The organism is Alkalihalobacterium elongatum (genome assembly GCF_019024285.1).
Taxonomy (GTDB): domain Bacteria; phylum Bacillota; class Bacilli; order Bacillales; family Bacillaceae_F; genus Alkalihalobacterium; species Alkalihalobacterium elongatum.
This window is the reverse complement of record NZ_WMKZ01000001.1, coordinates 377,417-404,324: the sequence shown is the minus strand read 5'-3', so window position 1 is coordinate 404,324 and position 26,908 is coordinate 377,417. Positions and strand designations below refer to the sequence as shown.

25 protein-coding genes are annotated in these 26,908 nt (G+C 36.1%); 13 read left to right on the top strand and 12 right to left on the bottom strand.

The window, feature by feature from the left end; genetic code table 11:
* The first annotated feature begins 114 nt into the window (after window positions 1-114).
* Together wrbA and GKP30_RS23385 are read left to right on the top strand one after the other, a co-directional pair.
* On the top strand, window positions 115-726 hold the full coding sequence (gene wrbA, locus GKP30_RS02095) for an NAD(P)H:quinone oxidoreductase (RefSeq protein WP_216827726.1): 612 nt from the start codon (window positions 115-117) through the stop codon (window positions 724-726).
* Between the two features lie 180 nt (window positions 727-906).
* Window positions 907-1,230 carry a YckD family protein gene (locus GKP30_RS23385; protein ID WP_216827725.1) on the top strand — a complete coding sequence of 108 codons (324 nt, stop codon included), beginning with the start codon at window positions 907-909 and terminating at the stop codon, window positions 1,228-1,230.
* Between the two features lie 303 nt (window positions 1,231-1,533).
* Here the strand turns inward: GKP30_RS23385 and GKP30_RS02085 are convergent, their stop codons facing one another.
* The gene (locus GKP30_RS02085; protein WP_216827724.1) at window positions 1,534-2,109 is read right to left on the bottom strand and encodes a LysM peptidoglycan-binding domain-containing protein; all 576 of its coding nucleotides are present in this window, start codon (window positions 2,107-2,109) and stop codon (window positions 1,534-1,536) included.
* A 316-nt stretch (window positions 2,110-2,425) separates the two neighbouring features.
* On the opposite strand from GKP30_RS02085, the gene GKP30_RS02080 reads away from it, so the two are divergent.
* On the top strand, window positions 2,426-3,394 hold the full coding sequence (locus GKP30_RS02080; protein ID WP_328703106.1) for a glycoside hydrolase domain-containing protein: 969 nt from the start codon (window positions 2,426-2,428) through the stop codon (window positions 3,392-3,394).
* An 88-nt stretch (window positions 3,395-3,482) separates the two neighbouring features.
* Here the strand turns inward: GKP30_RS02080 and GKP30_RS02075 are convergent, their stop codons facing one another.
* The gene (locus GKP30_RS02075; RefSeq protein ID WP_216827723.1) at window positions 3,483-3,947 is read right to left on the bottom strand and encodes a VOC family protein; all 465 of its coding nucleotides are present in this window, start codon (window positions 3,945-3,947) and stop codon (window positions 3,483-3,485) included.
* A gap of 212 nt (window positions 3,948-4,159) precedes the next feature.
* Here GKP30_RS02075 and cynS point away from each other — a divergent pair, with 212 nt between their 5' ends.
* The 5 genes from cynS to GKP30_RS02050 all read left to right on the top strand — a co-directional run bounded on the left by cynS (window position 4,160) and on the right by GKP30_RS02050 (window position 9,807).
* Window positions 4,160-4,690, top strand: a complete 531-nt coding sequence (cynS, locus tag GKP30_RS02070; protein WP_216827722.1) for a cyanase — start codon at window positions 4,160-4,162, stop codon at window positions 4,688-4,690.
* A gap of 77 nt (window positions 4,691-4,767) precedes the next feature.
* The gene (locus GKP30_RS02065) at window positions 4,768-5,163 is read left to right on the top strand and encodes a spore germination protein GerW family protein (RefSeq protein ID WP_216827721.1); all 396 of its coding nucleotides are present in this window, start codon (window positions 4,768-4,770) and stop codon (window positions 5,161-5,163) included.
* Between the two features lie 164 nt (window positions 5,164-5,327).
* Window positions 5,328-7,067 (top strand): ABC transporter ATP-binding protein, encoded by a 1,740-nt coding sequence (locus GKP30_RS02060; protein ID WP_216827720.1) that lies wholly within the window; start codon window positions 5,328-5,330, stop codon window positions 7,065-7,067.
* A complete protein-coding gene (locus tag GKP30_RS02055) occupies window positions 7,051-8,877 on the top strand; it encodes an ABC transporter ATP-binding protein (RefSeq protein WP_216827719.1) in 1,827 nt (608 codons plus the stop codon). The genes GKP30_RS02060 and GKP30_RS02055 overlap by 17 nt, the downstream gene beginning before the upstream one ends.
* Before the next feature lie 99 nt (window positions 8,878-8,976).
* On the top strand, window positions 8,977-9,807 hold the full coding sequence (locus GKP30_RS02050; protein ID WP_216827718.1) for an aldo/keto reductase: 831 nt from the start codon (window positions 8,977-8,979) through the stop codon (window positions 9,805-9,807).
* Window positions 9,808-9,844: 37 nt separating this feature from the next.
* Here GKP30_RS02050 and GKP30_RS02045 read toward each other — a convergent pair whose 3' ends face one another.
* The 3 genes from GKP30_RS02045 to GKP30_RS02035 all read right to left on the bottom strand — a co-directional run bounded on the left by GKP30_RS02045 (window position 9,845) and on the right by GKP30_RS02035 (window position 12,265).
* Window positions 9,845-10,243 carry a hotdog fold thioesterase gene (locus GKP30_RS02045; RefSeq protein ID WP_328703105.1) on the bottom strand — a complete coding sequence of 133 codons (399 nt, stop codon included), beginning with the start codon at window positions 10,241-10,243 and terminating at the stop codon, window positions 9,845-9,847.
* A gap of 259 nt (window positions 10,244-10,502) precedes the next feature.
* Window positions 10,503-11,240: a metallophosphoesterase family protein gene (locus GKP30_RS02040; protein WP_216827717.1), complete on the bottom strand. Its 738-nt coding sequence runs from the start codon at window positions 11,238-11,240 to the stop codon at window positions 10,503-10,505.
* Between the two features lie 158 nt (window positions 11,241-11,398).
* Window positions 11,399-12,265: a dimethylarginine dimethylaminohydrolase family protein gene (locus tag GKP30_RS02035; protein WP_216827716.1), complete on the bottom strand. Its 867-nt coding sequence runs from the start codon at window positions 12,263-12,265 to the stop codon at window positions 11,399-11,401.
* Window positions 12,266-12,591: 326 nt separating this feature from the next.
* On the opposite strand from GKP30_RS02035, the gene GKP30_RS02030 reads away from it, so the two are divergent.
* Genes GKP30_RS02030 through GKP30_RS02020 form a run of 3 tightly spaced genes read left to right on the top strand, consistent with a single transcriptional unit; the run spans window position 12,592 to window position 15,234 of the window.
* Complete coding sequence (locus GKP30_RS02030) at window positions 12,592-13,491, top strand: AEC family transporter (RefSeq protein WP_216827715.1); 900 nt, start codon at window positions 12,592-12,594, stop codon at window positions 13,489-13,491.
* Window positions 13,492-13,529: 38 nt separating this feature from the next.
* Complete coding sequence (locus GKP30_RS02025) at window positions 13,530-14,351, top strand: uroporphyrinogen-III synthase (RefSeq protein WP_216827714.1); 822 nt, start codon at window positions 13,530-13,532, stop codon at window positions 14,349-14,351.
* Window positions 14,341-15,234: a LysR family transcriptional regulator gene (locus GKP30_RS02020; RefSeq protein ID WP_216827713.1), complete on the top strand. Its 894-nt coding sequence runs from the start codon at window positions 14,341-14,343 to the stop codon at window positions 15,232-15,234. The genes GKP30_RS02025 and GKP30_RS02020 overlap by 11 nt, the downstream gene beginning before the upstream one ends.
* Before the next feature lie 200 nt (window positions 15,235-15,434).
* On the opposite strand, the gene GKP30_RS02015 is transcribed toward GKP30_RS02020, so the two are convergent.
* Entirely contained in the window at window positions 15,435-16,007 is a 573-nt protein-coding gene (locus tag GKP30_RS02015) for a guanylate kinase (RefSeq protein ID WP_216827712.1), read from the bottom strand.
* Window positions 16,008-16,348: 341 nt separating this feature from the next.
* Between GKP30_RS02015 and purT the strand changes: the two genes are divergently transcribed.
* On the top strand, window positions 16,349-17,527 hold the full coding sequence (purT, locus tag GKP30_RS02010) for a formate-dependent phosphoribosylglycinamide formyltransferase (RefSeq protein WP_216827711.1): 1,179 nt from the start codon (window positions 16,349-16,351) through the stop codon (window positions 17,525-17,527).
* 108 nt (window positions 17,528-17,635) lie between these two features.
* Here purT and GKP30_RS02005 read toward each other — a convergent pair whose 3' ends face one another.
* A complete protein-coding gene (locus GKP30_RS02005) occupies window positions 17,636-19,078 on the bottom strand; it encodes a hypothetical protein (protein ID WP_216827710.1) in 1,443 nt (480 codons plus the stop codon).
* 192 nt (window positions 19,079-19,270) lie between these two features.
* A complete protein-coding gene (locus GKP30_RS02000; protein ID WP_216827709.1) occupies window positions 19,271-20,524 on the bottom strand; it encodes a hemolysin family protein in 1,254 nt (417 codons plus the stop codon).
* Window positions 20,525-20,803: 279 nt separating this feature from the next.
* Here GKP30_RS02000 and GKP30_RS01995 point away from each other — a divergent pair, with 279 nt between their 5' ends.
* Window positions 20,804-21,259 carry a GNAT family N-acetyltransferase gene (locus GKP30_RS01995; protein WP_216827708.1) on the top strand — a complete coding sequence of 152 codons (456 nt, stop codon included), beginning with the start codon at window positions 20,804-20,806 and terminating at the stop codon, window positions 21,257-21,259.
* Window positions 21,260-21,320: 61 nt separating this feature from the next.
* On the opposite strand, the gene rarD is transcribed toward GKP30_RS01995, so the two are convergent.
* The 4 genes from rarD to GKP30_RS01975 all read right to left on the bottom strand — a co-directional run bounded on the left by rarD (window position 21,321) and on the right by GKP30_RS01975 (window position 26,384).
* On the bottom strand, window positions 21,321-22,262 hold the full coding sequence (gene rarD / locus GKP30_RS01990) for an EamA family transporter RarD (protein ID WP_216827707.1): 942 nt from the start codon (window positions 22,260-22,262) through the stop codon (window positions 21,321-21,323).
* Between the two features lie 152 nt (window positions 22,263-22,414).
* Complete coding sequence (locus tag GKP30_RS01985; protein WP_216827706.1) at window positions 22,415-22,927, bottom strand: manganese efflux pump; 513 nt, start codon at window positions 22,925-22,927, stop codon at window positions 22,415-22,417.
* A 160-nt stretch (window positions 22,928-23,087) separates the two neighbouring features.
* The gene (locus GKP30_RS01980; RefSeq protein ID WP_216827705.1) at window positions 23,088-24,461 is read right to left on the bottom strand and encodes an MATE family efflux transporter; all 1,374 of its coding nucleotides are present in this window, start codon (window positions 24,459-24,461) and stop codon (window positions 23,088-23,090) included.
* A gap of 168 nt (window positions 24,462-24,629) precedes the next feature.
* Complete coding sequence (locus tag GKP30_RS01975) at window positions 24,630-26,384, bottom strand: glycoside hydrolase family 13 protein (RefSeq protein ID WP_216827704.1); 1,755 nt, start codon at window positions 26,382-26,384, stop codon at window positions 24,630-24,632.
* Window positions 26,385-26,908 lie beyond the last annotated feature (524 nt).

Here is a 26,908-nt window from a genome sequence, read left to right as displayed (position 1 = left end):
TCAGTGATATTTTAATGTATTTTTTGCTTAAGTATCTCGGGATCAAATTATTTGAAGTCGAGATTTTAAGATAAATAGTTATTGTTTAAATAAAAAGGAGAGTGTCATACGATAATGTCAAATTTAAATTTAGCGATTATTTATTACAGTTCTACTGGTACCAACTACACATTAGCAAAATGGGCAGAAGAAGCAGCTCAAGAAAATGGAGCAAACGTCAAAGTGTTGAAAGTGCCTGAACTCGCTCCACAACAAGCGATTGATTCGAACCCAGCCTGGAAAGCTCATGTTGAAGCAACAAAAGATGTGCCTGAAGTAACGCTACAAGACTTGGAGTGGGCCGATGCGATTATTTTTAGTGTACCAACTCGCTTTGGTAACATGCCAGCTCAAATGAAACAATTTTTAGATACAACAGGTGGACTTTGGTTCCAAGGGAAATTAATCAATAAAGTAGTGAGTGCAATGAGTTCAGCTCAAAACGCACACGGTGGTCAAGAAGCAACAATTTTATCGCTATATACTTCTATGTTCCACTGGGGCGCTATTGTTGCTGCACCTGGATACACAGATCCTGTTTTATTTACAACTGGCGGAAACCCATATGGTGCAAGTGTGACAGTTGATCAAGATGGAAATATGAAAGAGGATGTTCAACCTGCTGTTCAGCACCAAGTAAAGCGTACATTAGAGATTGCAAGATTAGTTAAACAAGGAAATCAATAATAATGAAAAAGAAGTGGAAATTGTCGCTAAGGCAGCTTCTGCTTTTTTGATTTTAGAGAGGCAGTTTTGAGGTATTGGTTTCCTCATAAGTGAAAATAAAAATAGAAAAATAAGGGGAAATTAGTATAAAAGAACAACTAAGAAGGACACTAAGATTGACTTTTTTGAAGGGGTGATGATGTGAAGAAGATATCAATTAGTTTACTTTCAGCTTTATTTTTATCATTGACGTCATTTGGACCGTTACCTGCACAAGCAGAATTTAACGATAACAAAGCTGAAGTCCAGGATGTAGAGTTAACAGAAGAACAAAAACAAGAATTGGGTGCCTTACATAAAGAAGCTTTAGAAAAGAAGAAAGAAATTATTGAGAAGTATGTAGAGTTTGGTGTATTTACCGAGGAAAAAGGGGATAAAATTATCAAAAAATTTGAAAGTCATTATAAAAAGCTTGAAGACAATGGTTATATTCCGAAATGGGATCATAAGAGAAAACATCATTAAGTAAAGTGGTTTGTTGTAAACGTGTAAAGAGGATGACCATATAATGGTTATCCTCTTTTTGCTTTGCTTTGGAGATTTAAAATTTAATAGTTTGTAATTGATTTAATAAAGAAGGTGTAATATCTTCTGCCTCTTCTTTATCGAGGAGATGGAGTGTAAATTTGACGAGTTGGCCATTGATTTTTTTAACTACAATACTCTGCCTTACCTTTTTGTTTGAGCTTGTGAAATAAAATTCTGAGCCCTTGTAAAATGGATGAACATTTTTTAGGTCTTTGACTTCTTTGACATTCCCTGTCGTTTTCAAGTACCTTGAGCATTTTGCTTTAAGTCTGCCAGATTAGCTGTTGGGTCAACGAGTTCTACTCTTACAAAAAATCCTGTATCTCGTTTGGAGAAAAGTTGATATTTGCCTGGCTCTTCTTTTACAAACTGATAGCCGTTTTGAACCGTAAGTTTGACTTCTTTGTTCATTGTTGGCGTGGAGTTGTCAGTGATGGGTTTACCTTTAATCACTAATTTCTGACCTGGGAAGATCGTATTTGATTTCAAATGGTTTAATCTCTTTAAATCTTCAACTCTCATCTTTTGCTTTTTAGCAATACTGTATAAGGTGTCACCTCTTTTTACTAAATAAGTTGAAGTGGCAGCGTCCTTTACTTGAAGTTTTTGCCCTGGAAAAATGATGTTGCTACTTAAATTGTTAACTTGTTTTAATTCATGGATTGTCATCTTATTTTCTTGAGCAATTCGAAATAATGTATCGCCTCTTTTTACTTCATAAGTTGCTGCATCAGCACTTTGAGCAAATCCAATCATAGCAGTAATTCCAAGTGATAAAGCCATTACTTTTATCGCATTTTTTTTCATATTAAACATTTGAATGCACCTCGTTTTAGATTTTTTATAAGCCGTAAAGTTTTCAGGTTTTATTTTCGTAATTAGCCAGTTAGAAACTAGTTTGAGAAAGTTGCAGAACTGAACTTAGCAGGGGCCCTCCACTAGTTAAGTCCACTTATTGTTTTGTGTTTCCATACGATTAGACGGAGGATTTGGAAATAAAGTTACAAAAAAATAGCCTAAAAATAAAAATGTTTAAAATTCAAAAAATGCTGATGTCAAGGTACACGCCTACACGTCATTCCTACAAACGCAATAGTATATATGGACGTTGCAAATGTAGGGAGGCGAAATAGTGCGTCAGTATCTAGTTCTAGCAACCGTTTTTATTTTGGCTTTTGCTTCCTTTTTCTTTTTTGTGATAAATGACGGTTACGAACGAGCTCTTATTTGCGAAAACGGCCAATTTGAAGATCGAGAAAAAAATGGTGCAGAAGATGAAGAACGAGAAAATGGAAATGGAAGTAACGGGGAAAGCAATGGAGAAGAAAACGGGGAAACCAGCAATGGAGATAATGGAGAGGGCAACGGAGAAGAGACAAATGGAGAGAACGGAGAAACGAACGGTGAAAACGGAACGATTAATGGGAATGAAGAAGAATCAGGTGAGATCGTTTGGGGTGTTGATTCAGCTAGTTTGACGACTGAAGAATTATTTGCTTGTGTCACATCAAACTTTGGCGATCCAGAGATTTGGGGAAGATATCTCGAAGATAAAGAAGGAGTTTCTTATGGGTTAACGACAGACGAAGTAGATTTCCTTCATGAGCAAGGCGTATCAATTCTAGTTATCTATAATCACTTCACAGATGGAACAACATACGAGAAAGGTGTAGCAGAAGCGGAGCAAGCTATTGCTTACGCTGAAGAGATCGGAGTACCCGAACAGGTAGCAATCTTTGCAAATGTTGAACCTGAATATCCGATAGACTCAGCTTTTATACAAGGGTGGTATGACACGCTACAGCCATCAATTTATTATGCTGCTATATATGGCCTATTTGATGAGGAAAGTGATGTTTATGTTGCATATGAAGGGGCAATAAACGAAAATCCAGAAATAGCTGAAAATATGATCGTCTGGGCAAATCAACCACAAATCGGTATTACAACAGAAGAAAATGCACCCGAAGATTATAATCCAGCCGCACCGAACGATTGGTTGAATTGGGCATGGCAATATGGCATCGATGCTGAGACTTGTAACATCGATACAAATTTATTTCAATCTATCATTTTTGATTATTTGTGGCAGCCAGAATAAGAGATATATATAGTGGGGGAAGAGATTGAACGAGGTTTAGGATTAAGTAGGGCTAAGCCTCGTTCATTTTATACTCGAGAAGGAGAAATTATAGTACGTTCTTTTTACAGAGTTCGTTCCATGTGCTGAGGTGCACAACTCCAACATCATGTGGTTTATCGTTTAATGTCGTTATATATTCTAATGAATTCCCGTCTGGGTCTAAGAAGTAATAACAAGCTGCAGGCATCCATGTATGCACAACAGGTTCACTCGTATCAAGTCCAAAAGATGGGGTTAGTGAAATACCTTTGTTATTTAGAAAGTCAGGTACCTTGATCAAATCTTCATATGAAACATGAAAAGCGAAATGTGATCTGCTGAACATTTCTTCAGACTTTTCCCAAACCCCTAGCATCTGTCTATTCACTGATTGGTCTCCTATCCAAAAAAAAGCCACCCTTCGTTCTTCGATAATATATGCTAATTCTAAACCTAGACTTTTATAAAAAGCGATGGATCTTTCTAAGCTTGTTGAATTCACATGGGTTTCAAATATTTCTGCATTTTTCATTATTACATACCTCCTCTAATTATTCCTTATGGTTATAGATTACTAAAAGAAGCTAACAGTTCCATCAAGAAAAGGGTTGAACAAGGAATACAACTTTAGAATGAGTTATTTCACATACAAGATAGTAATGAAAAGCAGTAAATAGGCACTTATCATCCATTAATCCATAAGATATAACAGCACTTATTGACTTCAAATGGGGGAAGATAATTATGTTTGAAAATGGTCCTTATAATGAATTTTATACACGGTATAGAGCTGATCAGGCCCATCCTATTTCGTCTTTTAACGATAACCGTGAAGTAGTTACTCAAATCTTATTAACAGCAAAAAAGAACCTTCAATTAACATTTGAACAAATCGCTCAACAGATTGGAGGAAGTAAAGAATGGATTGCAGCGGTAATTTTAGGTCAAGAATCGATGAAAGCAGAGGATGCGCTAAAATTAACTACTCTCCTGCAAGTTTCATCTGATATAACAACGATCTTACAAGAACCACCGATGAGAGGATCTCTAAACCGAACACTACCTATAGATCCATTAATTTACCGTTTCTATGAAATAACCCAGGTGTATGGTACAACCTTCAAGGCACTCATAAATGAGATGTTTGGTGATGGGATTATGAGTGCAATCGATTTAAAGATTAAAGTAGATAAACAACCAGACCCTGAAGACCCAGAATCAGAAAGGGTTGTCATTACATTTGATGGAAAATACTTACCTTATAAAAAATGGTAAAAACATATGTATAAAAAAGGAAAAATTAAGATACAAGCCGAATTTATCTTCTAATACGATATTAGGAGGAAAGTCTTATGGCTGAAACAAATAAGGAAAAAACATTCCGCTATCAAAATCCTGCTCGAGGAATGTTTACTAAGATGGGTGAAGCAGTTGAAACGAAGAAAGTATACGGCGAACCCATTGAGTTAGGCGATAAAAAAGTAGTGCCTGTTTCTAAAATGACTTATATCTTTGGAGGAGGAGGAGGCACTGCTGAAGAGACGAAGGAAGGCTCTAACCTTGGTGAAGGTGAAGGTGGTGGCGGAACGATGTTTGTTCGCCCAGTGGGTGTATATGAAATTACCAAAAAGAAAACAAGATATATTCCAGCTATTGATTTATCTGTCTTGTTCTTGTTAGTTGGTAGTTTATTTTTCCTCTTTTCCATTGTAGACAGGAGAAATAGTAGAAAATTAACAAAAAAATAGAATATGTTTATGAAGAGATTGACTTTAAGGGTCGGTCTCTTATTCTGTATTTGAGTTCAAAAAAATACTCTTATTCCGAGGTTTCGTGTACTATTAATACATACATAAGTTAAAAATACCTATAACATCAATTGTTTTTTCTGAAAGTAGTTTGGGGGATAAATATGTCTGTGTTATTTTCATACTTAAAACGATATCGATTATTTATGGTAATTGCGGTTGTATTAACTTTAGTTGAACTGGCAGTTGAACTACTACAGCCATTGTTTATGGCTAAAATAATTAATGAGGGAATTTTACAGGAAGACCTTACCGTTGTTGTTTATTGGGGAAGTATAATGATTGGGTTATCGCTAATCGCATTTGCAGCAGGTATTATAAATTCATTCTATGCAGCACATAGTAGTCAAGGGTTTGGTCATGATATTCGAAATGGATTATTCGAAAAGGTTCAGTCCTTTTCTTTTACGAATTTAAGTCGATTTCCAACTTCCTCATTAATTACGCGTATGACGAATGATGTTAATGTCCTTCAACTAACGCTATTTACTGGTTTACGAATTATGCTGCGCGCTCCTTTATTAGTCATCGGGGGATTAATTATGGCGTTGTTTGTAAACGTCAAATTGGCACTCGTGTTAGCGATAGCAGTGCCTTTAAGTCTTTTATTTTTGACATGGATATTTAAAAAAGGTCGTCCATTATTTAATATAGTTCAACAAAAGCTAGACGGCGTAAACCGTGTAATGCGTGAAAATTTATTAGGGATTAAATTGATAAGAGCTTTACTAAGAAAAGATACAGAAATTAGTCGGTTCACAAATTCGAATCAAGAATTAATGGGTTCGACCGTTTCGGCTTTGCGATTTATGGAAATAACGATGCCGATTATATTGTTGTTAATGAATTTTAGTATCCTCGGTGTCCTTTGGTTTGGCAGTTTTCAAGTAAATACAGGCGGTGCAAATGTTGGTGAAGTTGTAGCTGTCATAAATTATGCAACACGTATTAGTGGCGCATTCTCTGTTTTTTCAATGATCATTATCTTTTTTTCTCGTGCTAGAGCATCATCGGAGCGGATCGTTGAAGTTTTAAATACAGAGGTTGATTTAGTAGATGCACAACATTCAGATGAACTGACGAAAGAAATTGAGGGAACCATTGAGTTTAGAAATGTGTCATTCAGTTACCCTACCACTGAAACAGATATACTAAAGGGTATATCTTTTAAAGCTGAAAGTGGCAGTACAGTTGCTATTCTTGGCTCAACTGGTTCAGGAAAATCGTCGATGTTTCATCTGATCCCAAGGCTATATGATGTTACAGAAGGTGAAATAAAGGTTGGTCATAAAGATATTAGGTCAATCAAATTAGAACACCTTCGAAAACAAATAGGATATGTTCCACAAGAAACTCTTTTGTTTTCAGGAACGATAAAAGACAATATTACTTGGGGGAAAGAAGATGCAACAATTGAAGACATCATAGAAGCAGCTAAAAAAGCACAGATTCATGAGACTATTTCAAAATTTTCAAATGGGTATGACACGGTTCTCGGTCAGAAAGGTGTCAATTTATCAGGAGGACAAAAACAAAGACTGGCGATTGCAAGAGCACTAGTTCGTAAACCTAGGATGTTATTACTAGATGATAGTACGAGTGCATTAGACTTAAAAACAGAAACAAAAATTCTAGAAAGTTTACGAGAAATGCAATGTACAACGCTTATCATTACTCAAAAAATTAGTACTGCTGCAAGTGCGAATAAGATTTTAATCTTAGACGATGGGGAACTCATTGCAGAAGGAACACATGAACATTTAATAGCAACTAATTCGTTATACCAAAAAATTTATGTATCGCAGTTTGGAGAGGAGGCGATGTACGTTGCTAAAGGAAATTAGTAAGCCTTTTCAACATAAAAAAATTGCCATCCAGTCGAGCGATAATGAGCCTGGTGCAGACAAGAAAAAGAAAGCAAAAAATTGGGCGGGAACGTTGAAACGAATATGGGGTTATTTAGCGAAATATAAAAGCTCTTTATTCCTAGTAATATTTCTAGTTATTATTAGCTCCGTCTTTGCCTTACTTGGACCATTTATCGTTGGTATGGCCATTGATGAATATATTATGGCTCGTAATTTTGATGGTTTAGTTAATGTTATTTTAGGCTTAATTGTTATATATGTCATCCAATCTAGTTCGGTGTTAGGGCAAAACTTTGTCATGATTAAGATAGCTCAAAGAACAGTATTCTCAATGAGGACAGACTTATTTAAACGGCTTCATCAATTGCCGATTGACTTTTTTCAAAAAAGACAGCATGGTGAACTGATGAGTCGGGTAACCAATGACATAGAAAACGTCAGTTCGACCTTGAATAGTTCGGTAATTCAACTAATTTCAAGTGTTCTTACACTAATTGGAATTTTATTAGTTATGTTGTGGCTAAGTCCTCTGTTAACTTTAGTAACGCTTACTATCGTTCCTTTAATGGTATTAGGTATGAAATGGATAACAAAGCGGACAGGGAAACTGTTTAAAGAGCAACAGCGTAATCTCGGTGAAGTGAATGGATTTATTGAGGAAACGCTCTCTGGACAGTCGATCATTAAAACATTTTCTCAAGAACAAAGAGTTTTATCGGAATTCCAGCGTAAAAACAAACGTCTTCGTGAAGCGGGGTTTTGGGCACAAACGATTTCAGGGTTTATCCCAAAGTTAATGAACGTACTTAACAATTTAAGCTTCGCTGTAGTTGCACTGGTAGGAGGTATTTTTGTTCTAAATGGGATGGTGACAATTGGTATAATCGTTATCTTTACCGAGTATGCCAGACAATTTACACGTCCTTTAAATGATTTAGCGAACCAATTTAATACCATTCTTTCTGCGATTGCTGGAGCAGAACGTGTCTTTGAAGTCATTGATGAAAAAGAAGAAAGTGCGGATGAAACAAATGCTATTTCTTTAAAAGAAGTGAAGGGAGAAGTTGCATTTAAGCAAGTATCATTCTCTTATGAAAGTCAAGAGAGCATATTAAAAAATGTAAGCTTTTCGGTTTCTCCAGGAGAAACGATAGCTTTAGTAGGGCCAACAGGAGCAGGGAAAACTACGATTATTAATCTCCTGTCTCGATTTTATAATACAGATGATGGTCAAATTTTAATTGACGGTTACGATTTAAAAAACATAAAAAGGGAAAGTATCCGCCAACATATGGGATTTGTATTTCAAGATTCATTTTTATTCGAAGGAACGATCCGTGAAAATATTCGTTATGGTAAGTTAGGTGCAAGTGATGGGGATGTTGAAGAAGCAGCTATCCTTGCCAATGCACACTCTTTCATTATGAAGCTTCCAGATCAATATGAGACCGTTTTAAAGCAAGACGGTAGTGGAATTAGCCAGGGTCAAAGGCAATTACTGTCAATAGCACGAGCTATTTTGGCAGATCCGAAGATACTAATTCTAGATGAGGCAACTAGTAATATTGACACGATAACAGAAGTTAAAATTCAAGAAGCGTTACAACGGCTAATGAAAGGTCGAACGAGCTTTGTTATTGCACATCGATTAAATACGATTCAGAAAGCCGATCAAATTGTTGTTTTACAAGAAGGGGAGTTGATAGAAAAGGGCAATCACGATACGTTATTAAAGGAAAGAGGGTTCTACTACGAATTAAATAGCAGTCAAATTAGTAAAATTTGAATAAATCCTTCATAATGTATATATTGGTACACAATTATTTCAAGTATTTTGTTTCTTGGTGAAGTTAAACAGCAAATATTTTTAAGAGGAGGAAACTATATGGCAAAACATATTCAAGACACAACGACTTTACATAATGGGGTAAAAATGCCTTGGTTAGGTTTAGGTGTTTGGAAGGTAGAAGATGGTTCCCAAGTTACTGAATCGGTAATAACAGCAGTTAAGGCAGGTTACCGCAGCATCGATACTGCTGCGATTTATAAAAATGAAGAAGGCGTTGGAAAAGGAATAAAAGAGTGTGGAGTTCCTCGTGAAGAATTATTTATTACTACAAAAGTATGGAATGCAAATCAAGGATATGAAACGACATTAAAAGCCTTTGATGAAAGTATGGAGAAACTAGGCTTAGAGTATTTAGATTTATATTTAGTACATTGGCCAGTAGCTGGAAAATATAAGGACACATGGCGTGCGCTTGAAAAATTATACGCGGATAAAAAGGTACGTGCTATAGGAGTAAGCAACTTTCATGTACACCATTTAGAGGATCTACTAGAAACAGCTCAAGTAGTTCCAATGGTTAACCAAGTGGAGTTCCACCCGCAGCTTGCGCAACAGGAATTACGAGGGTTTTGTAAAGAAAACCAAATTCAACTTGAAGCCTGGTCGCCTTTAGCACAAGGAAAATTACTAGACAACCCTACATTAGTAGAAATTGGGCAAAAGTATGGGAAATCACCAGCACAAGTCATTTTACGTTGGGATCTACAATGTGGTGTTGTGACGATTCCTAAGTCGGTTAACCCTGATCGAATTGCAGCAAACAGCAATATCTTTGATTTTGAACTTACAAGGGAAGATATGGAAAAAATTAATGCCTTAAATAAAGATGAACGTGTTGGTCCAGATCCTGATAACTTTGATTTTTAATTCCTTATGCCAGCATGAAAAAAGCCAAAAGCTATATTTATTCAGCTTTTGGCTTTTTCTTAACCGCAACTGTGCAGCGAGAAATACATACTAATTTTTCCTGTTCATCGACAACTTTAATGTCCCAAACCATCGTCGTTCGTCCCTTGTGTAACGGAGTTCCAATTGCTGTTACAATACCGTCTGTTTTGGAACGAAGGTGATTGGCATTGATCTCAAGTCCTACGGCTACTTCATTTTCTTGATCTACAAGATTCCAAGTTCCCATACTAGCTACAGTTTCGGCTAATACAACAGAAGCGCCGCCATGAAGTAATCCAAACGGTTGATGAGTTGCTGCATGCACAGGCATAGTCGCCACAACTTTATCCTCTGAAACTTCAGTTACTTCAATTCCTAATGCACCTAAGATTGTTTCTTCTAACGGTTTAATCACTACTAAGACTTCCTTTCATATAACTTATTATTTTAGCTTTGTTAAAGGATATTGTTGATATAAGTATTGCTGAAAATCAACCCTTATGCTAACAGAGCTTTATAGTATAATACATATTCTTGATGGTTCAGTAGATATCCTCTAAAATTCTGAAAATTCATTTTTATACAGGAGAAATAATAGAGGGTCTAAAAAAAGACTAACATATTACATGTTAGCCTCAAGGATATTAGGGTTGGGTTATAAGGAGTTTTATTTTTTATTTAACAAATGGACTTGTCCCGTATTGTACGACTTTTTTCATAACCTCTAAGTTTGGATATTGAGCATTCTCATATTGCTGAATAACTTTTTCGGTATCATAAGGGATACGTTGTATGGAAACGACAAACTGTTCATTTTTCTCCTCTACGATAGCGTATGAAGAAAGTGGTTGACCGTCAAATGGTAAACCTACGCTTCCAATATTGACTATACACTTTCCATTAACGTAACGGACATAAGGTAAGTGAATATGTGCATAGATATAAAGATTAGCATCACTAGTTGACATCATTTTTTCATTTAATATTGTAGGATCAGTATCGGGTAATACAATATCAAATAAACTAGAGGGTGTTGCATGAAATGCGTAAATGCTTGTTCCGTTCGTTAAGGTAATTTCTATATCAGTAGGTAGTTGTTCTAAGTATGTAAGAGCTTGATTATCTAGTTTTGACTTACACCAATCTCTCTCAATATTCATCATTTCAAGCATTGGATCAGGTACTTCTCCTTGCTGTACACCACGAACAAGCCATTCATCTGCATTACCTTTAATAACCTTTGCATCTAGTTCCTGTATAAGCTGTAAAGCTCTTTTGGGTTCAGGACCACGGTAACAAAGGTCACCTAATACAAAAATTTCATCAACATTTTGTGTTTTGATATCTTCTAATACAGCTTCAAGTGCAACGGCATTGCCGTGAACATCTGATAGGAATGCATACTTCTTCACAACATTTCACCCCAATTTTTTTTATAACCAAAGTATAGCAATCAAGTAAAGGCTTAGCAAAATATGTATATCTTTACAGGTAAAAAGTAAAGAACTATATATCAATAGGGCTAAACAAATACAACCCCACATTTGTGAAGTGGGGTTGTATAATGAAATTAATTTGCAGGTTGTTCTCGTAAGACTGGAAGAGTACAACAGCGAAAAGAACCTCCAGATTTAATGATTTCGGTAATATCAACTTCAATCACTTCAAAGCCTCTGTCACGTAATTGTTTGTTAACTTGTTTGTTTATAGGTAGGCTAATGATCTTTTTATTGCCAATAGATAACACATTTGTCCCTAAAGTAAACTGTTCTTCTTCAGAAACTTCAATTAAATCATAGCGTTCCCCGAGAATGTCAATTTCTTTTTGTTCTAGTGCTTCTGGAAAGATCAACGCTTCATTTGGTGAGATTACATTAAATACACAGTCGAGATGAAGATACTTTTCTGTAAAAGGAACAGTCACAACCTCAAACTGTGGAAGCAAACTACGAAGATGATTAATAGCAGCTTCATTTGTTCGATTACTTAAGCCAACAAAGACTGTTGATTGGTCAATGATTACATCGCCACCCTCGATTTCATCACCAACCAGATTATAATAAGAAATCTTTGAGTCTTTGAGCCACGTTTTTAAAATCTCTTCTTCACCCTTTCTTACATCATGAGCCATTTCTGCAACAAAAATTGTTTGCCCAAGAGTAAATCCAATATCCCGTGTAAAAACTTGTTCTGGATATTTTTCAAGTGGTGATAGAAGGACAACATCTATTCCGTGATTTAACAATGTTTCAACAAATAGTTTATGCTGTTGAAGAGAACGCTCTACATGGATTCCTTCATTTTGAAAATGCTTTTGCGTATCATTAATTACTTGACGGATCGTCATATGTTCTGGCTCACATAATATAACTTTCTTAAGAACGTCATACTCACTCATACAAAATGTTTTATATTGAGGTTGCGTTATTGCAGACATAATTATCCTCCCAGTTATTTCGTTTAATTTAGTATTTACATTTGCAATGTAGATATGTGAATGATTGTTATGTTTAGTGCTGGTGTTTGTTAATATTTGAAATAATTGATTTTTGGGTCAATATCACTATGAAGGAGAAACAATATATTATCAATATGAGTCCAAACATCTATCAACAATAAGCTTTAACACAGCAGATATTCTTATAAATGATAAAATATGTAATTATGATTGGATATTTCGATTTCCTTAATATTAGTGTATTATTGTCTAAACAAGTAAATATTATATATTTAGGAGTGCGGTAGTATGTCTAGTGATAGTAATTGACAATTTTTGTTAATGTCGTTTTGCCTGCAATTTTAATTTTTCTTGCAGGGTTTGTGGTCCAGCGTTGGAAAAGAATGGATTTGAAATCAATATCGACGTTGGCTGTTTATATTTTAACTCCTGCTTTAGTATTTCGAACGTTCTATGATGTTCAGTTAGATCAACAGTATGTGTTTATTACGGTCTTTTCTCTTATTCTTTTATTTGTCCTCATTATTATTAATAAAGTTTATGCGTACTTTAGGAAATATCCTCGTGATGTGGAAAGTGGCTTAATTTTATCCACTGCTTTTATGAATGCGGGTAACTACGGGGCACCCATCATTTTGTTTGCCTACGGGGAAACAGGGTTTGCCTATGCAGTATCGTTTATGGTTCTCCAGTCCGTTATTATGAACTTTTTTGGGGTATACTATGCTGCGAGTGGTCAATTAGGGTTTAGAGCTGCGTTGAAAACGATAAGTGCAATGCCTTTAACATATGCGATGATTATAGCCATTATATTTAACTTGTTTAGCATACCACTTTCAGCTAATTTATATGCAGCCGTTGATCTTGTTGGTCAAGCGACTATTCCAGTTGTTATGCTCATACTAGGTATGCAGTTAGCAGAGCTAAAAGTCGATAAAGTGATTAATAAAGAAAGGCTAATTTATGGGACGACAGTAAGAATGTTTGTATCACCACTTATAGCCTTTGTATTTGTTATGTTGTTTCCTGTGGATCCGTTATTAGCAAAAGTATTAATCGTATTAACGGCAATGCCGACAGCTGTTACTACAACGATGTATGCCCTACAATTTAATACAACACCTAAACTGGTATCTAGTATTGCTTTAGTAACAACTTTAGTCAGTGTTGTGACAATCTCGATTCTTTTAACTATTTTAGGGTAAACTAGATTCATAGTAAAAGTAGTGAAAGGAGTAATAACATGGGAAATGCATTAGAAGGAAAAACAATAGCTCTGGCGGCTTCTCGAAAAACAGAAGAGATGGTAACATTAATTGAAAAACAGGGAGGAACAGGTATTGTTCGTCCCTTACAAGGAACGGTTTTTTTAGCAGAAGAACAAGTAGAGCCAGAATTAAAACAATTGATTGAAGATGGTACAGATTGGCTGATTTTTACAACTGGAATTGGGACTGAAACATTACTTAATGTCGCTAAAAATAATGGATTAGAAGAAAAGTTTTTACATATGGTTGGTCATGTAAAAGTTGCAGCTAGAGGCTATAAGACAATGGCAGCCTTAAAAAAAATTGATGTACAGCCAGTTGCTAAAGATGATGATGGAACCACAGAGGGATTATCTAGAGCTTTGAATGGATATGACTTCAAAGGGCAACGTGTTACGATCCAACTGCACGGGGAAACAGCTCCACGTTTAACGAAGTTTTTAGAAGAAAAAGGTGCTATTGTTAAACATATTTTACCGTACCGCCATATTGCCCCTGAACCAGCAACAGTTGACACACTGTGCGAAGAAATTATTGCAGAAAAAGTAGATGCGGTATGTTTTACAACAGCAATTCAAGTACGGTCTCTTTTTAATTATGCAAAAGAACAAGGGACTTACGATCAGCTGCTGCCATTCTTTAAAGAAAAAGTGGTACCAGTAGCTGTAGGAAAAGTAACGGCTGAAGCGTTTAAGGAGGAAGGAATTTACAACTATGTAGTTCCCGAACTCGAAAGAATGGGTGCGATGATTATAGAGCTTACCCGGTATTATGAGAGATTGAAAGATGTCAATTGATAATTTACGCATATATGTCACTGTTGTGGAACAAAAAAATTTTTCAAGAGCAGCAAAGTTATTAAATGTATCGCAACCGAATGTTAGTCTACACATTCGTAATTTAGAAAATGAATTTGGCGCTACGTTACTACACCGTTCACCAAAACAGGTCAAAGTAACTGAAGAAGGTAAAATTCTTTATGTGAAAGCTAAACAAATGCTTTCTTTGTATGATGAAGCTAAACAGGAAATGGATGATCGAAAAAATATCGTTCAAGGAACGCTCAAAATAGGTGCTAGCTTTACAATCGGTGAGTATATTCTTCCGAAAATCTTAGCTGAATATGCTAGTGAAAACCGTGGGGTTACAGTAGAAGTTACCGTAGCTAATACCGAAGAAGTGATCGAGAGGATTAGAGGAAATGATCTTGATATAGGGCTAGTAGAAGGGGAAGTGTCTCATATAGATATTGAGGTACAACCATTCATGGAAGATGAAATGATTGTGATTGCCCCGAGAAATCATACATTAGCTCAACTTAAAGTCGTTAAACCAGAAATGTTGCAGGAGGAAGTGTGGATTTGGAGAGAAAGTGGTTCGGGTACCCGTGCTTATAGTGATCGGTTTATGCTTGAATTAAATTTAGATGTAAAACATTCCTTTATTTTTAGTAGTAGTCAAGGGATAAAAGAAGCTGTTTCTGAAGGATTAGGGATCGCGATGATTTCTAAATGGACGGTTAGAAAAGAACTACAGGCAGGAACGATCAAAAAGCTTAATATCAACAATCAAAAGTTTGTTAGGCAGTTTTCTCTCGTACAATCAAAAAATCCAGGATATTCAAAAGCTTCCCAATTATTTATAGAAAAAATAGAAGGCGCCCATAGTTATTTTGACTAGCTGTAGTGATTCATGATTGGGTACTTAATAAGAAAACGCTGTTGAAGAACACTGGAAGGCGCGTAAAATTGACATTTTATACAGCGGAGTCCAAAATTAACAAAGCTAAAAAGGAAAAGAAGAAGAGCTTATACCACGGCGGTACAAGCTCTTTTTAGTTCCAGCACAATGGTCAAAGTAGGAACTTTTTTACTTATAAATTAATTTAACTCTAAATATTTCTCCACTATGTTAGCGATTTCAAATGTTGTATGAGAAAGTTCATAGTTTTCAACAGCGTATTCACACTTTTCTTTATACGCCATATCTGCTTTATAGTGGTCTAAGTGACTTTGGATTACTTCGTCTGAGTCCCCGCGACCGTATTGACGTCTTTTTACTGTTTCTTCATCAGCATGTACAAAAATGCGGATGACTTTATCACCATACATTTCTTTTAAAATGTCGGCACCTTCAGTATTAAGTACGACCCAAATACAGCCTTTTTTCTTAAATTTCTCTTCGATTTCCTGTTCTTTAATTCCATATAAATACCCGTTAATTTCAACCTTCTCTAAAAATTCTCCGTTACGGTGAGCTTCAAGAAAGTCTGCCTCGTTTAAATAGTGATAATCGACACCTTCAGTCTCATATCTTCTTTTTGTTCTAGTAGTATGGGAAACGACACCGTTCATATGGAAGGTTGCTCCTACTAGCTTTGCAACTGTTTTTCTCCCTGAACCGTCTGGACCTGTAAAAACAAAAATACGTTCACTTTCTTTTAAGTTATACATGTACTTTCACTCACCTTTCATATGTATGATACTACTTCTTTATTTTACCTTTTTTTTCATAGGAAATGGAAGGTTATCATTAAATTTTTTGATTTTTTAGTGCATGATTTAGAAGTTTTCATGAATAATTTCATTTGGTCTGTTTTCAGAGCAATAATATATGATAGAAGAGCTTTTCAAAAAGAATTAAAGAAATGGTTAAGAGTTATTTAAAATACCATTAAGTCGAACATTTATATATAAAAACAGTATAAAGTTCGTATATATGAAATAAAATAGTTGAATTATCGTTTCTTGTACGTTAGTATGTTCGTGTATAGATTAAAAGGGGGAATTACATAATGTACGGTGCACCACTTGGAGAAAATGCAAAAAAGATCATGTTACTAGGGTCAGGAGAGTTAGGAAAAGAAGTTATTATTGAAGCACAAAGATTAGGGGCAGAGACGGTAGCTGTGGATCGGTATGAACATGCACCAGCAATGCACGTAGCACATCGTTCTTATGTGGTTGATATGTTAGATGGCAAAGAGCTTCGTCAAATTATCGAGACGGAAAGACCTGACTATATCGTACCTGAAATAGAAGCGATTGCTACAAGTACATTAGTAGAATTAGAAGCAGAGGGTTTCAATGTTGTGCCTACTGCAAAAGCCACTCAACTAACAATGGACCGAGAAGGAATTCGTCGGTTAGCAAGTGAAGAACTTGGACTTCCTACAGCTAAATATGCATTTGCCAATACACTAACCGAGCTAAAGGAAGCTGTTGAAGTAATTGGAACTCCTTGTGTGATTAAACCGATTATGAGTTCTTCAGGTAAAGGACAAAGTGTATGTCGATCGATTGATGATATAGAAAAATCATGGAATGAAGCAATAGAGGGTGGCAGAGGAAATCAAGCCAGAGTAATCGTTGAAGAGTTTATCCATTTTGACTCTGAAATCACTTTGTTGACAGTGCGCTCTGTATCAGGAACTTCTTATTGCGCACCGATTGGGCATGTTCAAAAAGATGGTGACTACATAGAATCATGGCAACCACATCAAATGACGAGCGAGCAAATCATAGAGTCACAGGAAGTTGCTAAAAAAATTACAGATGCTTTAGGTGGATATGGTCTTTTCGGTGTAGAATTATTTTTAACACCAAATGGAGTTTATTTCAGTGAAGTTTCACCTCGTCCGCACGATACGGGGATGGTTACACTCGCTACACAACAATTATCTGAATTTGCACTACATGTACGAGCGATATTAGGTTTTCCTATTCCTGAAATTCGTTTACTATCACCAGGGGCAAGTCATACGCTTAAAGCTTGGGAAGAGAGTAAGTCATATCAAGTAGTTGGAGTTGAAGAAGCACTAGCGGAGCCTGATACACAAGTTCGTATCTTCGGTAAGCCAGAAACGAAGGTTGGAAGAAGAATGGCTGTCGTGCTTCATACATCAGATTCAGTTGATACATCAAGAGAAAAAGCAAAGAACGCAGCTGAAAAAATGACGATATCATACGAATAAATATTGACTCTTAAATAACTAAAGGGTGACTTTATAATTATGCTTCTCAAACTTTCCAATAGTGGGGTATGATGGCACTTATCAAAGTCACCCTCTTAATCTAGAAGCTTATAAGAACAGTAATGCTACAATTGTTGAAACAGTTAGACCGAGAATTACTGGAATAAAGCTTTTACGAACTAGGTCCATTACAGGGATTTTAGCAAAGCCTGCAATAGCAATAATTGGTGACCACGCTATTAACGTTCCTCCACCTACCCAAATAGCACCCATTTGACCAATTGAGGCAAGTGTCGTTCCATCGACCTCGATACTTTGACTTAAGGCATCTGATAAAGAACCAATTAATGGTAAGGCCGAAAACCCTGAGCCGTCTAACCCTGATATCATACCAAGTAGAAGTACACCGAAGCCTGTAATGAAGGCATTTTCAGGTATAGCGTGTTGGCCTGCTTGAACTAAATCAAACAAAAAGGCTGGCGCTTGATCAGGGTCCTCTAATCGAAAGATTTTCGCTGCAAAATCTCCACTACCAATAAAGAAAAAGCCTGCTATTGGGATGACAACACCCATTACTTTAAAAGCAAACATAAAGCCTTTTGTTATATGATCGGCAACATTTCTCAAGGAAGTTTTTAAATTTTTAGCAAATGATGCACCAATAATGAGGATAACGGCAATTCCACCAATAAGTGACGCCCCGGCCCCACTTTCGATTGACGGAACAGCATTTGAAAATGTAGCAAGCACAACATAGATAATAATAGCTAAAAAGGTGAGTGGAACGATAAGAGCAAACAAAAAGCTATATTTATTGGTTTGGGATGTAGTTTGCTTAGGGGGACTTATTGCTTGATCTTGTGCTTGATCTTCCTCATCATTTTGTTCCCATTTTATAAGATTTTCTTTCGATGGTTTAACAATTGACTTACGAATCATAAAGTAAGCAATTGAGAGCGCGACTGCTCCCGTAATTAGTGAGAGAATAAATGTTTTATCGGTTATTGCTGCTACATCTAATCCAGCGGATGAAGCGGTTAGCCCTGGTGCAACTCGAATAACAAAGTCAGATGACAAAGCCATTCCATGACCAGCTAAAGATATGGCGATGGCAGCTCCAATTGGCGGTAGCCCTGCCCGAATTGCCACGGGTATAAGAAGGGCACCAATGAGTGGAACCGCTGGAGCAGGCCAGAAAAATAATGACAGTGCATAGGTAACAAATACGAGAATCCAAAAGGAAAGATGTCCGTTTTTCATTACTTTTTGAAACGGGATAATCATTTGTTCATCGGATCCTAGCGCTTTTAAAGCATGAAGAAGTGCTGTCATAATTGCGATAATAAGGAATATATTAAAGAGCTCTGCTGCTGCTGTTAAACTGGCATTGAATATTGATTGGACCCCCATTAGAAATGACCCACTATAGATCCAGCCAACGAAAAAGGTCATTAATAGTGCGGGAACTACTACGTTTTGTCTAAAAAGCATCGTCACAATAATGATGCACGTACCTATGAGATACATCCAATGAGCTGCGGTTAACTCCATGATATTATGACTCCTTTCTTAGAAGGTGATCGTCTAGCAAATTATCATGGAATAATGTATGTCAGCCCATAGGCATTCGTGAAAAAACGAGGAAAGAAAAACGAAAAGAAGAAAGAAGAAAGAAGAAAGAAGAAAGAAGAGGTGCCAGGCACCTTTACCACACTAATAGAGTAAAGGTGCCTGGCACCCTGTTTAAACTGTTTGGTTTATTTCAACCTTTACTTTAATAATTCTGCGTTCTTCTGCTTCAACAACGGTTATCGTTAAATGTTCGTATTCGAGCTGTTCACCGTCGGTAGGTACTTTTTGGAAGAGCTCAACAAGCCAACCTCCTAATGTATGATTTGTACTATCAGGGAGTTCGATTTTAGCAAGTCGTGCAAAATCATCTAAATCAAAATCACCATAAAATTCATAGAGGTTTTCTTCTAATTGGTCCACACCCCGTACTTTATCATCATGTTCGTCCCAGATTTCACCGACAAGTTCTTCTAAAATATCTTCTAACGTAATAATCCCAGAAGTACCTCCAAATTCATCGATCACAACTGCCATATGGACACGGTTCTTTTGTAGGATTGGTAAAAGGGTTGAAACTGTTAATGTTTCAATTACAAACATCGGTTTACGAACAATCTCTCGAATATTTACATCTTTATGTTTAATTAAGTGAGACAAAAAGTCACGTTCAGATAAAATCCCAATTATATTATCAATGTTGCCTTCATAAACTGGAATCCTTGAATAACGCTCCTCAAATAATAAAGCGGTTACTTCATCTACGGGCATTTCAACATCTATAGCAAAAACATCGGTCCTTGGCGTTAATATTTCGACGACTCTAATATCGTTAAAATCTAACGAGTTATGAAGTAACTCTTTTTCGTGATTTTCAATGACACCCTCTTCTTCACTAATTGTTACCATTTCTTTTAATTCCTGCTCTGTTATAGAAGGGGTTAGCTCTTGCTTCGTAACTAAAGCAGAAATCCTTTCTTTTAATTGGACAAGTATCCAAGTTAATGGTTTAAACAATTTCATAAGAAAAGTTAAAATGCCAGCAATCTTTAAAGCAAATGGTTCCGCATTTTCTTTGGCAAATGATTTCGGCAGTACTTCTCCGAATATAAGGACGAGAATTGTCATCACGACTGTACTTACGACTAGTCCCGTATTAGCACCAAACAAGGTAGTTGCAATTTGAGCGGAAATCGTAGCAGCCGCAATATTCACTAAGTTATTCCCAATTAAAATCGTTGATAATGCATGGTCGAAATGCTGCGAAATAAAATATGCCTTTTGTCCTCCAGAACGGTTTTCATCAGCATAGCTTTTAATTCGAATTTTATTTGCACTCGAATATGCTGTTTCCGCAGAGGAAAAGAAGGCGGATAAAAATAGAAGAATAACAAGAAATAATAATAAGCCTAGAGGGATATCCGACAACGTAATCGCTCCTAAAATCAAAGATATATTTGTTATTCTGTCCCAAATCATGAAATTGATGATAAAGTGATCTAAATTCAATATTGTTTTGTATAGATATGACTCAAGGGGAGCGGATTTAATGGATAGGAATGTTTTAATGAAATAATGCATTAATAGCTTTTTTTAAAACTTCATTGCATTTGGACCGTTCGCTAATAGCGTGACGACCAGGCTTACCCATGGTAAAATGCCCATAGCATAGAGGCAAGAAATATCTTTGAGAAAGGGGGTGTAAAAATGGAGTGGAAGTTAAAAACCTTTGAACAACTAACCAACCTAGAAGTATATAATATTTTAAAACAAAGAACCAATGTTTTTGTCGTTGAGCAAAATTGTCCATATGAAGAAGTAGATGGTTATGATCTTTCATCGCATCATTTATTTAAAGAAGTAGCTGGTGATGTTGTTGCGTACTTAAGGATCCTTCCAAGTCAATTGAAGTATAAGGAATGTTCGATTGGGCGAGTTATTGTAAAAAAAGAGTACAGGGGAACTGGACTAGCTAAGGAAATGCTAAAGCAGGCGATCGACTTTATTGAAAACAATTTAAATGAAGGTGAAATTAAAATTCAGGCGCAACAATATCTTGAACAGTTTTATGGGTCATTCGGATTTAAGACGATCTCGGAAGTGTACTTAGAAGATGAGATTCCACATATTGATATGATATATAAAAGTAAGGAAGTTTCATAAGTACAGTACATACACTAAAAAAACAAGCACCGCTAATGTCCATAGCGGTACTTGTGATTTTTTAGCCTTGAAACGATTTCTTTTTGTGTAGAAACTTCGGTTCAAGTTTAATAAACAACTTTGTTTTACCAAATGAAAAGATCAGAAGTCCTGTCCAAATAAATAAAAAGGAACTTAGATGTGCCAGTGTAAAAGGTTCGTTAAATAATAAGATACCAATAATAAGCATGATAGTTGGCCCTATATACTGGAAAAAACCTATTAATGATAAAGATATTCTCCTAGCACCACCTGCAAATAACAATAGCGGTATAGCTGTCGCAACTCCAGCTCCAATGAGAAGGAACATCACAGTTAAACCATCAGTTGTAAATGAACTTGCATCAGTTCGACTTAAACTTAGGAGGAAAATCAACGCAAATGGGGTGATTAACAATGTTTCAATCGTTAAACCTGTCATCGCTCCAACATTGGCTATTTTTTTACATAATCCATAGACCGCAAAACTAATGGCTAACGTTAAGGCAGCCCATGGAATACTTCCAAATTGTATGGTCATATGTAATACTCCAACAAAGGCAAGGACTACCGCTACCATTTGCCAAAAAGATAACTTCTCCTTGAGAACAAGTACACCGAGAATTACCGTTACGATTGGATTAATATAATAACCAAGGCTCACCTCGATGACACGATCATTATTAACAGACCAAATGAATAAATACCAGTTAATACTTATTATTATTGATGCTAAAATAATACTAATTAACTGTTTTGGATGAGTGAGAATTCCCCGAGCTTCTTCTATGAAGCTTTTAAACTTTCCTAAGACTAATAAAATGATAAACATAAAAACTACACACCATACAATCCGGTGGGCCAAAACTTCATGTGCGGGTATGGCGTCAAGTAACTTCCAATAAAGCGGGAGAATTCCCCAGAGTACATAAGCACCAATGGCAAATAGTATTCCCAGTTGATGTTCTTTTAGTTGTTGTTCCAATGTAATTCCTCGATCCCAAGTTTAGACATTTTTAAGATCATTTTATGACCATTGACTTAAAAAAGCAAGAACTTAGTTTCTCGAAATAAATGGGATATTTAGGCGTTGGATAAAGGTCTATCATTGGAAGCGACTGTATAAATATAGAGAAGCTAAAATATAAATTTACTTAATCCTAACACTATAAAAATTACCCCTGGCAATATGGCGATATATCGCAAAATCAATGGATTTTTTATCGTATTACCTTGCACCACACCAAAGACAATCGCGATGAATAGAAAGACTCCTACAAAAAAAGCAAAACTATAAGAACGTCCAGCTAACCCTGCTTGTACCCCGTAGGCGAGACCGTCAATGTTAATAATGATAGCTAGACGTATCAAAAACGAAGGTTGATAAATAGGGGGGGCGCTCATTAATTGATAGGCTCCGATAGATATCAGCAATACCCCAGATAATACTTTGATAGCATATGTTGGAATAAATTCTCCAGCTACATTACCAAAGAACAATGCTACGAGCATAACAAGTGCTGTAAAAATTGAAATCACTGTTAATGTTAATAATTCAATACGTATTTTCTTTAGTCCAAAGATAAATCCAATAATAAATCCATCGATACTTAATAGAAATAGTGAAAATAGAAAGGCTAATGCTTCCATTGAAACCTCCTCCTACTATTCATCATATTACTAGAAGCTGAAGGTTATTATTTACCAGGCTAAAAAAGCTTACAGAGATATCAAGAAAATAAAATTGACTCATAAGTTATGCCTTACCATTTAAGGTGAGGCGCTTAAGACTTATGAGTCATCCTATTTTTTACACATGTTCTTTTTGTTCAACTTTTTTAACAAATGACATCTGCTGCCATTTTCGACCGCGCCAACGCCACAACATGAAAAGGCCGCGCAACCATTCATCGAGTATAAAGGCAATCCAAATTCCTATTAAACCTAACCCAAAGTAGATTCCTAGAGTATAGGAGACTGTAACAGCGATTCCCCACATGGAGATAATTCCCATATAAACTGGAAATCTCACATCTCCAGCTGCTCTCAACGCATTAATAACGATGAGATTAAATGCTCGCCCTGGCTCTAGTATAATAGTTAATAATAATAGTATACTCCCAACCCTTATTATTTCCTCATTTGACGTAAAGATTGAAAAAATAAAGTCGCTAAGAAGGTAAAAAATGATGGCCATACATGTAGAAACCGCGACCCCTATCTTTAAGCTGCGAATGCATCGTTGATAGGCATCTTCCAGTTTATTAGCCCCCACCTGATGACCAATTAATATTTGTGTACCCTGACCGATAGCTACTGAAAATAACAGTATAAACATCATGATATTTTGTGTGTACACTTTGGTTGTCAATGCCTCTGTTCCAATGGATGCAATAAAATAAACAATAACAACTTGTGAAGTATTATAGGCAAGGTGCTCTCCTGCAGATGGGATCCCGATTTTCAATAAAGATTTAATTTCGTACTTTGGAAAAGATCGTAAAAAAGAAAAAGGAAGGTTTCCATTTACTCGTCTATAAAGAAGAGCAAGTAATACAATGACGCCAAGTGAGCGACTTGCGACCGTAACGAGGGCAACTCCTGTAACCCCTAGCTCTGGAAATCCAAAAGCCCCAAAAATAAATACGTAGTTTCCAATAATATTTAAGATGTTCATCCCGATCGTTACATACATTGCATCTTTAGTAAAGCCGTGACTACGGATAATAGCACCAATTGTCATAATTAATGCTTGGATAAAAGAAAATCCTCCGACAATTTGTAAATAAGTTACGCCATTGTCCATTAGTTCGGGAGGTAAATTCATCATTCGCAATAACGATTCACTAAAACAGAATAGGATAATACTTAGTACAAGGCCGAAAATAACATTTGCGAATATAGAAACAACAGCAAATCGGTTTGCTCTTTCTCCTTCATTTGCTCCTAGGTATTGAGCTACTAGAATACTAGTTCCAGTAGCGATAAACCCAAACATGACGATAATAACAGCTAATAACTGATTGGAAACGCCAACAGCAGCAACTGCATCATCAAAATATTGGCTGAGCATTAATGTATCTGCATTCCCCATAATCATGTGAAGCATAATCTCGATGAAGATCGGCCAAGTAATAGCGAAGAGGGTCAATTTTCGTTGTTGTTGCTTTTCGTTTTGAAGCATTTCTATTCCCTCCTTTATCATGTAGGCTATAACAGAACACTCATGCGAAAAAGTGACTCAATGTGCCGATCCCTCCTATAAGGTGAAGTAGCTACTTTTAATATAAGCAATTTCACCCTTTCAGACGTAGTGACATTTGTTTTTGAGTCACCTTAAGTTCATATGAAATTACAACAAAATGATTTGAAAATCATAGGCGTCGAGTTGAAGCGTAGAAGCCAATGTAACTTTCTGATCACTCCATAAATTTTTTCCTTGTTTATTTTGATAGGGAGTAGGTATCGAAACTACCTTCTTCTTGCAATTGTTATTAATAAATACAACAATTTCCTGATGTTCATCATTTTTTCGATAAATCATAATATCATCATCATCGGAAATCTCGATAAAATGAAAGCTTTGATTGGTTCGTAATAAGTCGTGTTGTTTTCGGAGCTCGATAAGTTTTTTAGTAAAAGTAAACATATCTTGGTCTTGAGCTTTTTCATCCCACACCATACATTTTCTGCAGCCTGGATCCTGCTCACCTGTCATCCCGATCTCATCACCATAATATATGCATGGGGTACCTGCCATCGTAAACTGAACAAGCATTTGCAGTTTTACTTTGTCTTTGTTGTTGTCACTAATCGTAAGGATCCTTGGTGTATCATGACTTCCTAGTAAATTAAATTGTACGTTGTTCACAGTTTCTTGATAAAGATTATTTACTGCAGTGACTGCATTTGCAAATTGAGAGGTTTTCATATTATCTTTTGCAAAATACTCCGTAATTGCAGTGGTAAGTGGATAATTCATAACGGCATCAAACTGATCACCTTGAAGCCAAGGCATAGAATCATGCCAAATTTCACCTAATATATAGGCGTCGGGTTTCGCTTGTTTAACAGTCGTTCGAAACTCTCTCCAAAACGAATGATCGACTTCGTTTGCAACATCTAAACGCCATCCATCAATATCAAACTCTTCAATCCAATAACGAGCAATTTCTAATAAATAGGTCCTTACTTCTTCATTCTCTGTGTTTAACTTTGGCATGGAAGGAACGAACGCAAATGTATCATAATTAGCGGGCTCTTCTGCTTTTACTGGGAAGCCATGTAGGTGAAACCAGTCTTTATAACTGGAATTTCCCCCATTTTTTAATACATCTTGAAAGGGGTGGAAATAAAACCCGCTATGGTTAAATACAGCATCTAACATGACACGTATTCCTTTTTCATGACATCTTTGAACGAGTTTTTTAAATGTTGCTTTATCGCCAAATTGTGGATCGATTTCCATATAATCAATCGTGTCATATTTATGGTTGGAATAGGCCTTAAAAATAGGAGTGAAATACAATCCTGTGATACCAAGATCCTCTAAATAATCCAAGTGATCAATAACTCCTTGAAAGTCTCCTCCAAAGAAATTCGTCGTTGTAGGTTCAGTACTTCCCCATGGTAGAGTTCCTTTTGGATCAATCATGCGATCTCCGTTTGCAAAACGTTCAGGAAAGATTTGGTACCAAACTGTGTTATTTACCCATGCTGGAGGAGAGAAAACATCAGCTTTATTCAAAAATGGAAAACAGAAATAATAACCAGCATCATTTGGTTTTTCTTCATAAAAACCTTTCTCAGTATAATAAAGAGACTCATTATCTCCTTCAAGTAAAAATCCATACCTCAACCGGTGATGTTCAGGAGAGATTGCCACTTGCCAATAATCGTGCAAATCATCACTGCCGTTGAATGTCATTTCTTTTTTGTTGGATACCCAGCATTTTTCCTCTTCGTTAAAATCATAAGGATCACCGTATATTAGAATAACTTTATGTATGTCATTTTTGCCTGTCTTCAGTCGAATATGCAAGGTGCTTTCATCTATAGCATAAGCAAATTCATTTTTAGGACGATGGTAAATAGCTGCTTTTAACATGAGTGACACTCTCCTTTGATATGGCACAAAATTTATTGGTACGTTACTCATCAAGAAATTTACTAACAATGATCATGGTTGTCAAGCGCTTGCACGACCTGTAGTATGGGCATGGATGGAAAGGGAACATTGGTTTTGAAAGAGAAATTATTGCTAAATATATCTTTTTAGAAAGGGGAACTATGGATAAAAATAGACTTTATCATAACTAAAGTGCAATCGATTGCTTAAATGAAGCACGATATACGATTAAGAATCTTGCAAAGCACCTTTCGAGGTAAGAATACTCCTTGAGTAAGGGTACTCTTTAGTACTAGTAATTATACTAGACTGGACGAATGAAAAAAAGAAGAGTTATTAACTCTAAAGCTATGACCAATAAACAAAATAAGTCGTTTAGGTGACAACGAAAATATTTTCGTAAAAAAGTATTGTCAGTGTAGATAATCGATTGTATAATAAATTCAACAAAGTGCAAACGTTTTCACATCTATTGTGTGCGTAAGCTTTTTTTAAAAACACTT